The organism is Microbacterium sp. SORGH_AS_0969 (genome assembly GCF_030818255.1).
Classification (GTDB): domain Bacteria; phylum Actinomycetota; class Actinomycetes; order Actinomycetales; family Microbacteriaceae; genus Microbacterium.
This window is the reverse complement of the sequence record NZ_JAUTAG010000001.1, coordinates 1,933,062-1,943,419: the sequence shown is the minus strand read 5'-3', so window position 1 is coordinate 1,943,419 and position 10,358 is coordinate 1,933,062. Positions and strand designations below refer to the sequence as shown.

Genomic DNA, 10,358 nt, shown 5'->3' with positions numbered 1-10,358 from the left:
CGCCCCCACCATCCCCCCGATCCGGGTGGCCGCCGTGCCGTCGTCGCATCCGTACGTGGACGCCGTCACGGACCGCCACGCGGTGACCCTGCTCAGCGACCCCGCGGTCCCCGGTTCGCCCGAGGGCCAGTGGTGGCCGCCGCAGGTCCTGCTCCCGGCCTGGCTGGAAGCACACGCGGCGGAGTTCGACCTCGTGCACCTGCACTTCGGGATCGAGTCGTACAGCCCGGACGACCTCGCAGAGACCGTAGCCGCGCTGCGGTGGGTCCGGCGTCCGCTCGTGTACACCGTCCACGACCTGGAGAACCCTCAGCTCGCATCGCAGGACGCCCATCGCGCGTCGCTCGCCGTCCTGACGGCCGCGGCGGACCAGCTGATCACCTTGACCGAATCCGCCGACGCCGAGGTGCGCCGCGTGTACGGCCGGTCGACGACCGTCGTCCCGCACCCGACGCTCCTCGGCACGGACGACCCGCCCATCGGTACGCCACACGCGACGACCCGGGTGGGCGTGCACCTGCGCGACCTGCGACCGAACATCGACGGGGTGGGCACCGTGGCGACTCTGGTGCGCGCGATCGCCGACCTCCGCGCCGAGGGCGCGCGCGTCGAGGCAGTCGTGCGGATGAACGAGCGCGTCCGCGACGCGGAGGCGGCGGCATCCATCGATCGACTCGCCTCGGAAGCCGACGGCGTGGTGTGGGAACGCGGCGACCGTCTCGACGACGACGCGCTGGCGAGCTGGCTCGCCGACCTCGACGCATGTCTGCTGCCGTACCGGCACGGCACGCAATCGGGGTGGGCGGAGCTGTGCTTCGACCTCGCGGTACCGGTGATCGGCACGCGCGTCGGTCACATCTCGGCGCAACACCCGGACGACTTCCACGCGTTCACCGTGGGGGAACCGGTCTCGCTCGCGCGGGCGATCACGGATGCCACGGCACCGGCGTGGTCGACATCCGGATCGCAGCGGCGCGCCGAGGAGGTCGCTCGGCGACGTCGCGAGCGATCCGCCGAGCGTGACCGGATACGCGCCGCACACCTCGAGATCTACCGCCGGGCTCTCCAGACGACGGACGCCGCATGAGCCGCGCGTCGCGTCCGCTGCGCGTCCTCGTCGTCGCGCCGTCGCGCTATCCGCTGCGCCAGCCCCACGCAGGAGGGCTGGAGGCGTGCGTCTGGGACCGGGTGCGGTGGTTGCAAGCGCGCGGCCACGACGTCACGCTGTGCGCGGCGGACGGATCGGACTACCTCGGCGACGTGCCCGAGTTCCGTTTGCCGACGCCCGCGTGGACGCGCCCCGAGGAGTCGTCGGACACGGACTATCCCCTGGGATACGCCGGGGCCGTCGACGCAGCCTTCGAGGCCGCGCGCGATCGACTGATCGCCGACCGCCACCTCTACGACGTCGTCGACAACCACAGCCTTCATCCGGCGCCGATCCGGTGGAGCCGAGAGGCCGAGATCCCGGTCGTCACGACCCTGCACACCCCTCCCCTCGAACCGCTGCTCGAAGCGGCCGGGCAGGTGCGTGACAGCGCTCACCGCTTCGTCGCCGTCAGCCAGGCGACCGCACGCGCGTGGTCGGTGGAGGGGGTCGACGCGTTCGTCTTCCCGAACGGCATCGACACCGAACAGTGGACGCGCGGAGACGGTGGACCCTCGTGGGTGTGGTCGGGTCGCGTGGTGCCGGAAAAGGCTCCTCACCTGGCGATCGAAGCGGCGCGCGCCGTCGGGGCGCACCTCGTGCTGGCCGGGCGGATCGGCGACGTCGACTATTTCGAGCAGGAGGTCGTGCCCCGGCTCGGACCGCACGCGCGCTACGTCGGGCCGCTGCGCCAGCCCGATCTGTGCCGCCTGGTCGGGTCGTCGGCGGTCGCCCTCGTGACGCCGATGTGGGAAGAGCCGTTCGGGTTGGTGATCGCCGAAGCGCTGGCCACCGGCACCCCCGTCGCCGCGTTCGACATCGGCGGGGTGTCGGAGGTGCTCGCGGGGATGCCGGGATCGGCGACCGTCACACCCGGCGACGTCGTCGCGCTCGGGAAGGCCGCGGCCGAGCTCGCCGCCCGGGGCGCGCGCGAGCCCCTGACCCGGGTGTGGACGCGGCGGGCCGCGGTGCGGCAGCACTCTCTCGCGCAGCGCTACCGGGAAGTGGAGCGCGTGCTGTCGCACACCGCTCAGCCCGTCGCCGCGCGACGCGCGCCGGCGGTGTCGTGGTGATCGGCTGGTACGTCCACCACCACGGCTTCGGGCACATCGCTCGATTCCTCGCCGTACAGCCCCACCTGCGGGTTCCCGTCGTGGCGTTCTCGTCGTCGACGCGGCCCGCCGGACTCGACCCCGCGGTCGAATGGGTGGAGTTACCCCCGGATGCCGATGCCGTCGAGACCGCGGACGGTACCGTCCTCGACCCGCGCAGCGCGGATCCGACGGCACGAGGGGCGCTGCACTGGGCCCCGCACGATCATCCCGGACATCGCGCCCGACTTGCGACGATCGCCCGCGTCGCCGCCGAGCGACACCTCGGGGCCTTCGTCGTCGACGTGAGTGCCGAGGTCGTCGCTCTCGCTCGCCTCCTGGGCCTGCGCACCGTCGCGGTGACCCAGCCGGGCGCGCGGACCGACGCTCCGCATGCCCTCGCCTACCGACTGGCGGATCGCATCGTGGCGCCGTGGCCGCACGGCGCGGTGTCGACCCCCGGCCTCACGGCGCATGCCGATCGCGTCGTCTGGACCGGGGGGATCTCGCGGTTCGACGCACGCACACGCGAGAACGCCCGCGAGCCACGGGCGGTTCTTCTGCTCGGACACATCCTCGACCCCGCCGTCCACACCGAGCTCACCACCCGACTCTCGGCCGGCGGATGGGATGTCCGCTCCATAGGACACGACGACCACGCCCGTGTCGACGATCCGTGGCCGCTGCTCTGTCGGAGCACGGTGGTCGTGAGCGCGGCCGGGCAGAACAGTGTCGCGGACCTCGCGGCATCCGGGGCTCGAGCCGTGGTGATCGCCCAGGACCGACCTTTCGACGAACAGCGGGCCACCGCGGACGCTCTCGAGAGGTCGGGACTCGCGCGAACGGCGGACTCCGCCGCTTCGGCCGCTGAACTGGCCTCGGTCATCGAGCGAGCCGGAGACGACGACCCCGATTGGACGCGCTGGCAGGTCTCGGGGGCCGCGACGCGGATGGCTGCGGCGATCGAGGGGATGCTGCCGTGAGGACCGCCGTGATCACGGTCGCCTCCGCAGCCAGGCGCGAGCATCTCGAGCGTCAACGGCGAGTGCTCGCCGAGGTGTCGAACGACATCGTGCGGGTGGAGGCCTGGCTCGACGAGACGTTGCCGGATGGCATCCGGGATGTCGGGACCCACACGCTGCACGTGCCGCCCGGACCCCGGGGAATCAGGGTCGGCGAGGGGCGGAATCGTGCCGCCGAGCGGGCGAGCGACGCAGGGGCCGAGCTGCTCGTCTTCCTCGACGTGGACTGCCTGCCGGGTCCGGAGCTGCTGCCCGCGTACCGGGCGGCGGCGCGGACGGATCCAGCCGCTCTCCTGGCGGGCCCGGTGACCTATCTCGCGAGCGTCCAGCGCCCGGGAAGCGCCTCCGACCTGCCGTTTCTCCGGCGCCCGCACCGCGCGCGACCGGCGCTTCCTCTCGGTCAGGCGCGCACCGCGACCGCCGCCGAGTACGACCTGTTCTGGTCACTGTCGTTCGCGGTGACGCCCGCGACCTGGCGGCGGATCGGCGGGTTCCACCCCGGCTACGAGGGGTACGGCGCCGAGGACACCGACCTCGCGTGGACGGCGCGCGAGCGAGGCGTCGAGATGCGCTGGATCGGTGGGGCGGATGCGTTCCACCAGTGGCATCCGGTGTCCTCTCCCCCGTGGCAGCACCTCGACGACATCCTGCGCAACGGCGCGCAAGGTTCCATGAGCGGTGGGGCGAGTGGCCGATGGGCGGGTGGCTCGACGCGTTTGCCGCGGCCGGCGCGATCGAGCGCCGGGGTGAGGCGTGGGTGCGCACGGATCGCGGTTGAGTGTCCGAGAAACGCCGTAACCGCGCGGGGAGTTACGGCGTGTCTTGGACAGTCGACGAGAGTGGCGCGCGAGAGAGCCCCGCGCCCGGAAAGGGGTGCGGGGCTCCCGCGGGCGGTGGGTCAGGCGCGGCGGAGCCAGACCGTCGTCTCGGCGGGGAGCGTGTCGCCCTCGAGCGCGGTGCTCGACAGAAGCACCTCGCCCGCGGGGAGCGCGGCCGGCTCGGTGCCGAAGTTCGTCACGACGGTCCAGCCGTTCGGACGCTCGAAGGCCACCACGTCATCGCGGCCCGTGTCGATCCACTCCAACTGCTCGTCGGTCTGCAGCTCGTGGCGCAGGTCGAGCGCGCGGCGGTAGAGCGACAGCGTCGAGGCGGGGTCGCCATCCTGCAGATCGACCGCGTAGGTACCGAACCACTCCGGCTGCGGGAGGTGCGCACCGGTCGAGCCGAAGCCGAACGCGGGGCCGTCCGCGGTCCACGGCAGGGGCACGCGGCATCCGTCCCGACCCTGGTCGATCCCTGGGCTGCGGAAGAACGTCGGATCCTGCCGGTCGGCGTCGGGGATGTCGGCCACCTCGTGCAGCCCCAGTTCCTCGCCCTGGTACAGGTACGCGGATCCCGGGAGGCCCAGCACGAACGTCGCGGCGGCGCGGGCCCGGCGCTCGCCGCGCGCGGCGTCGAGGGCGGGCGACTGGCCGCCCGAGAGCAGCCATTCGTTGCCGTGCTTGAGCGTGGGGCGACCGTCGGCTCCGCGCTCGGCATCCGGGAGCCCGTACCGGGTGGCGTGACGGACGACGTCGTGGTTAGACAACACCCACGTCGTCGACGAACCCGACTGCGCGGCGAGCGCGAGGTTGTCGGCGACGATGCGGCGGAACTGCCCCGCATCGAAATCGGCCTCGAGCAGATCGAAGTTGAAAGCCTGACCCAAGCTCTCGATGCTCGCGTACAGCGGCACGCGGGAGGGGTGGACCCACGCCTCGGCGACGGCGGTGCGCGGCGGGTCGTACTCGTTGAACACCGCACGCCACTCGGCGTAGACCTCGTGCACGTCGTCACGGTCGATCAGGGGGTGCTTGCCGTCGAAGGGCAGCGCCTCGAGCTCGGCCCGCGAGGGCAGCGGCTCGCTGAGGTCCTTCGTCAGCATGTGCGCGACGTCGATGCGGAAGCCGTCGACGCCGCGGTCGCTCCAGAAGCGCAGGGTCTTCACGAAGTCGGCGCGCACTTCGGGGTTGGACCAGTTCAGGTCGGGCTGCGACACGTCGAAGTTGTGGAAGTACCACTGGCCGTCTTCGACGCGCTCCCACGCCGAACCGCCGAACACCGAGAGCCAGTCGGTGGGCGGCTCGGAGCCGTCGATCCCGGTGCCCTCGCGGAAGATGTACCGCTCGCGCGCGGCCGACCCGCGGCCTGCGGCCAGCGCCTCCTGGAACCAGGCGTGGTCGTTCGAGGTGTGGTTCGGCACGATGTCGACGACGACACGGATGCCATGGGCGTGGAGCCGCTCGATGAGCTCGTCCATGTCGGCCAGGGTGCCGAGCTTCGGGTCGACGTCGCGGTAGTCGGCGACGTCGTACCCTCCGTCGGCGAGCGCCGAGGGGTAGAAGGGGCTCAGCCAGACGGCATCCACCCCCAGTTCCGCGAGGTACGGGACGCGCGAGGTGATGCCCTTGATGTCGCCGAGGCCGTCGCCGTCGGTGTCGGCGAAGCTGCGCGGGTACACCTGGTACACCACGGCCTGGCGCCACCAGTCGGGGGCGTCGGAGAGGTCGCGGGTCTGCACCGAGGGGGCGGTGGTAGTCACGTGCGGGGTTCCTTTCGGGGTGGAGGGACGATCAGCCCTTGACGGCGCCCTGCGTGACGCCGGCCATCACCCATCGCTGGGTGAAGAGATAGGCGACGATCGCGGGGGCCATGGCCATGAGGTAGGAGGCGAAGGCGACGTTGTAGTTGTTGCTGAACTGCGTCTGGAACAGGTTCTGGCGCACGGGCAGCGTCTGCAAGGCCGGATCGCTGATGATGAGCGAGGGCATCATGAAGTCGTTCCACGCGTACAGGAACGCGAAGATGCCGACGGTGGCGCTCATCGGGGCGAGCAGCGGGAAGATCAGCCGCCAGAACGTCTGCCACGTCGTCGCGCCGTCGATGCGCGCGCTCTCCTCGAGCTCCAGCGGGATCGAGCGCAGGAACGCCGTGAACAGCAGCACGCTGAAGCTCAGCTGGAACATCGTGGCGAGGATGATCACGCCGACCGGGTTGTCGAGACCGACCCGGCCGGTGAGCTGGATCTGCGGGAGCGCGACGACCGGGAACGGGATGAACATCGCCGCGAGCAGGTAGAAGAACGAGTACCGGAAGAGCTTGCGATCCCAGTTGCGGGCGATCGCGTACGAGGCGAAGGCCGCGAGGATGATCGTCGCCGCGACCGTGCCGGCGGTGACCAGGAGGGAAACGGCGAGACCGACGGGGAACTTCGTCAGTGTCCACGCCTGTACGAAGCCGTCGAAGCTGATCGGCGAGGGGAACGAGAAGGCGTTTCCGTCGACGACCTGCGTCCCGCTCTTCAGCGCCATCGAGATGGTCACGTACAGCGGCAGCAGCACGGTCAGCGAGCAGAGCACGAGGATGGTCGTCGCCGACCAGTTGATGCGCTCGGCGCCGACACGGCGGATGCGGGGACGGGACCGCTGCTTCGCGGGGACGGTGATCTCGGCCTGCTCGAACGCGAGCGCGGGCTGGTTGAGAGCGGTCATGACAGGGTGTTCCTTCCCCGGGTCAGGGAGAGCTGGAGGAGCGAGATGACGACGGCCACGACGAAGAAGAGCGCCGCGTTGGCCATCTGGTAGGCGTAATCGCCTCCGTTGAAGCCGAGGATGATCGACATCGCGACACTGCGCGTCGCGGTACCCGGGCCTCCGCCGGTGAGACCGACGATGATGTCGTAGGCATTGAGGAAGCCTTTGAAGCCCAGGATGACGTTGATGACGACGTATCCGGCCACGAGCGGCAGCGTGATGCGAAGGAGCTGCTGGGTCTTGCTCGCCCCGTCGAGGCCGGCGGCCTCGTAGACGTCGCCGGGCACCGACAGCAGCCCCGCGATGTAGATCAGCAGCGTGCCGGGGATCGCCTGCCACGCGGTGACGATGACGATCGCGACCCACGCCAGATCGGGGTTGGCGAGCAGGCTCGTCTCGAGCCACGGGATGCCGAGCGAGGCTCCGGCCTGCGGGACGGAGTTGCTGAAGAGGAAGTTGAAGACGTAGGCGATGATGATGCCCGAGATCACCATCGGGATGACGAAGACCGTGCGCAGCGCCTTCTTGAAGCGGATCTGCGCGGTGAGGCCCACCGCGAGAAGGAACGCCGCGACGTTGACGACGATGACCGTGGCGACCGAGAACCCGAAGGTGAAGAGGTAGCTCTGCAGGATCGCCGGGTCGCTGAAGATGGCGATGTAGTTCGTCAGGCCGGTGAAGTTCCACTCCCCCAGACCGATTGAGTCGGTGAAGCTGAAGAAGATGCCGATGATCCCGGGCACCGTGATCGCCAGCGTGAACAGCACGAGCGTCGGCAACAGGAAGAAGTAGTAGATCGGCTCGACCCGGCGGGTGCTGCGACGCGCGGTCGCCTTCCCGCCGGTCACGATCGTGGTGGTGGTGCTCATCGCGCGGCCTCCTCGCCGGATGCGTCGTTCGTCGAAGCCGGCGGCTGGCGGAACGCGAGCCGCGACCAGTCCTGGTCGAGGGTGTTCAGGGTGGCCTGCGGGGAGGCACCGAACAGCATCGCCTGCGCGTAGTTGAAGACCGGAATGGTCTTGGGCACGAGCACCGAGGCGCCCTGGTAGATGCGGCCCTCGTCGTAGTACGGAACCATTCCCGCGACCCGGGGGTCGCTCGGCGAGGGGGCGTCCTTCGTCGGCGCGAACCCGAGCTGCGACTCGTTGTACGTCTCGATCACCCCGGGCTGGTACAGGTACTCGAGGAAGTCGCGCGCGGCATCCTTGTGCCGGGACGCTTCGGGGATGATGGCCGCGAGGTCCATGTTGACGCGGACCTTCAGGTCTGCCGGGTCATCGGTCATGGGCAGCGGGAAGGTGCCGACGGGCAGGTCGGGCGAGGTCTTGGCGATCTCACCGAGCGCCCACGGGCCCTGCAGGTACATGGCCGCCTGCCCCTGGGCGAACGCGAGGTTGCCGTCGCCGTAGGCCCGACTCTCGGCATCCGGGTTCGTGTAATTCCGGGCGAGCTCGAGCATGCGGTCCATCGGCTCGCTGAAGTCCTTCGCGAACGACACCGCCGACTGCGGCCCGACCTCGTCGCCCTCGGCGGCGAGCGCGTCGAAGAAGTCGATGACGTCGAGCGATCCGCCGACGGAGTAGTCGTACCAGCCCTGTCCGACGGTCCAGTCGTCTTTGAAGGTGCCGTAGAAGGGCGTCACGCCATTGGCCTTCAGCGTCTCGGAGACCTGGAGCAGCTCGTCCCACGTGGTCGGAACCTCGAGTCCGTACTGGTCGAAGATCTGCTTGTTGTAGATGACCGAGGCCGCCATGACCGAGTAGGGCAGCGCGCTGGTGCGCCCTTCGCACGAGCCGTACTGGTCCATGAGGGGCTGCAGGTCGTCGCGCACCGTGCTCGCGGCCGTCGTGCCCGAGAGGTCGCTCAGCGCGCACCGCTGGACGAAGCGGGCGGTCTCGTAGTTGTAGTTCGCGAGCATGATGTCGGGCGGGTTGCCGCGGACGAAGCTGGCCGACACGACGTCGACGCCGGAGCTGTCCATCTCGACGCGCACCCGGTCTTGCGAGGCGTTGTACTCGGCAACGACGTCGTTCATGAACGACAGCGCCTCGCGCTTGCTGAAGGTGAAGCGGATCGTCTCGCGACCGTCGGCGGAGCAGCCCGCGAGCATCGCCGCCCCGAGCACCCCCACCGCGGTCGCGGCGACCCATCGTCGCCCGGCCCTCGTCTTCGTCGACACCAGCTGCCTCCTCCGCTGCACTGCGAATATGTTGTGTCGGTGAGTAAATCTACTCGCCAAATCAATGTCGTGCAGGCAGTATTGCAGGAGAACTCAGGGGGGTCAAGAGAGCCGATGGATGCCATGACGACGACGCCGTCGCTGCGCCGCCACAACCTCGACGCGGTGCTGACCCGCGTCTGGGACGAGGACGCCTTCACCGCCAGTGACGTGATCGCCGCGGTCGGGCTGACCCGCTCGACGGCCATCGACGTGCTCGATGAATTGACCGCACGCGGGCTCCTCGCGGAGATGCCCAACGCCCGCGCGGTCGGCGAGTACTCGAAGGGGCGCCCCGCGCGCCGCTTCGCCTTCCAACCCGGCGCAGGGCTCGTGGTCGGGGTCGACGCGGGACGCGGTCACCTCACCGCGACCGTCGCCGACCTCCGCGGCACGACCCTCGCGACCTCGCGGCTCACCGTCGACCCCGAACTCGATTCGCCCGAGCGACGCCGCCGCGCCGCCGAGGCGACGGTCGACGCGGCCCTCACGCGCGCGCGGCGCTCGCGCGACGACCTCGTCGCGCTGTGTGTCGGCGTGCCCGCGCCGGTCGACCGGGCGGGGCGGTCCCCCGTCCACCACGACGGCTTCTGGGCGCGCATGAACCCCGACTTCGTCGACACCTTCGCGGCGTGGGCGCCCGTCGTACGCGTCGAGAACGACGCCACCCTCGCCGCGGTGGCTGAAGGGACGCACGGCGCGGCGGTGGGCTGCGACGACTTCGTCGCGCTGCTCGCCGGCGAGCGGTTCGGCGCGGGGATCAGCGTCGACGGTCATCTGCTCCGCGGCGCGCACGGAGGGGCGGGCGAGACCGTCGCCTTCGATCAGGTCGAGGGCGTCGGCAGCGCGTGGGGCCTCGCACCGCGGTGCGTGGATGCGGCGCGGGCGGCTCTGGCATCCGGAACCCTTCCGGTCGACAGCGCGCTACGTGGGATCGATCCCGAGCGCCTCGATGCCAAGACCGTGCTCGACCTCGCCGCCGCGGGCGATATCGGAGCCCTCGCCGCGGCACGCGCGGTCGGCCCGGCGCTCGCCGGAGTGGCGGCGATCTTCGGCAGCCTCTTCGACGTGGAACGCGTGGTGGTGTCCGGAGCGATCGCTGCCGGTGCGGGACCGATCATCGCCGCGGCGATCGAGGCGATCCCCGATTCGCTGCACCTTCCGGCGCCGCGGATCGTGGCCTCGACGCTCGGGGCCGACATCGTGTCGATCGGGGCCGTCTCCGCCGCCGTCGAGTCGGCGCGCGCTCGCGCGCTCGATCTCGAGGCGTTCGCCCTGCCCGAGGACCGGGCGCGGGCGTGAGGGGCA

The 10,358-nt window shown here is 70.6% G+C and carries 8 protein-coding genes and 1 pseudogene; 5 read left to right on the top strand and 4 right to left on the bottom strand.

The features are described 5' to 3' along the window. Window positions 1-55: 55 nt before the first annotated feature. The 4 genes and pseudogenes from QE388_RS09000 to QE388_RS08985 form a co-directional block, all read left to right on the top strand. Window positions 56-1,087, top strand: coding sequence for a glycosyltransferase (locus tag QE388_RS09000; protein ID WP_307384865.1), 1,032 nt, complete (start codon window positions 56-58; stop codon window positions 1,085-1,087). Continuing rightward, window positions 1,084-2,220 carry a glycosyltransferase gene (locus QE388_RS08995; RefSeq protein ID WP_307384863.1) on the top strand — a complete coding sequence of 379 codons (1,137 nt, stop codon included), beginning with the start codon at window positions 1,084-1,086 and terminating at the stop codon, window positions 2,218-2,220. Before QE388_RS09000 ends, QE388_RS08995 begins: the two co-directional genes overlap by 4 nt. Next, window positions 2,217-3,221 (top strand): glycosyltransferase, encoded by a 1,005-nt coding sequence (locus QE388_RS08990; RefSeq protein ID WP_307384861.1) that lies wholly within the window; start codon window positions 2,217-2,219, stop codon window positions 3,219-3,221. The genes QE388_RS08995 and QE388_RS08990 overlap by 4 nt, the downstream gene beginning before the upstream one ends. Beyond that, window positions 3,218-3,772 (top strand): annotated as a pseudogene (locus QE388_RS08985) (glycosyltransferase family 2 protein); the annotation flags it as partial. The gene QE388_RS08990 and the pseudogene QE388_RS08985, both read left to right, overlap by 4 nt. A gap of 386 nt (window positions 3,773-4,158) precedes the next feature. On the opposite strand, the gene QE388_RS08980 reads toward QE388_RS08985, so the two are convergent. The 4 genes from QE388_RS08980 to QE388_RS08965 are packed head-to-tail and all read right to left on the bottom strand — an operon-like array spanning window position 4,159 to window position 9,014. Next, on the bottom strand, window positions 4,159-5,841 hold the full coding sequence (locus QE388_RS08980) for a glycoside hydrolase family 13 protein (RefSeq protein WP_307384860.1): 1,683 nt from the start codon (window positions 5,839-5,841) through the stop codon (window positions 4,159-4,161). A gap of 31 nt (window positions 5,842-5,872) precedes the next feature. Continuing rightward, entirely contained in the window at window positions 5,873-6,790 is a 918-nt protein-coding gene (locus tag QE388_RS08975) for a carbohydrate ABC transporter permease (RefSeq protein ID WP_275799695.1), read from the bottom strand. Further along, a complete protein-coding gene (locus QE388_RS08970) occupies window positions 6,787-7,701 on the bottom strand; it encodes a carbohydrate ABC transporter permease (RefSeq protein ID WP_058627907.1) in 915 nt (304 codons plus the stop codon). The genes QE388_RS08975 and QE388_RS08970 overlap by 4 nt, the downstream gene beginning before the upstream one ends. Then, window positions 7,698-9,014: an ABC transporter substrate-binding protein gene (locus QE388_RS08965; protein ID WP_373426640.1), complete on the bottom strand. Its 1,317-nt coding sequence runs from the start codon at window positions 9,012-9,014 to the stop codon at window positions 7,698-7,700. The genes QE388_RS08970 and QE388_RS08965 overlap by 4 nt, the downstream gene beginning before the upstream one ends. Window positions 9,015-9,125: 111 nt before the next feature. Here QE388_RS08965 and QE388_RS08960 point away from each other — a divergent pair, with 111 nt between their 5' ends. Then, complete coding sequence (locus tag QE388_RS08960) at window positions 9,126-10,352, top strand: ROK family protein (RefSeq protein ID WP_307384857.1); 1,227 nt, start codon at window positions 9,126-9,128, stop codon at window positions 10,350-10,352. The last annotated feature ends 6 nt before the right edge of the window (window positions 10,353-10,358 follow it).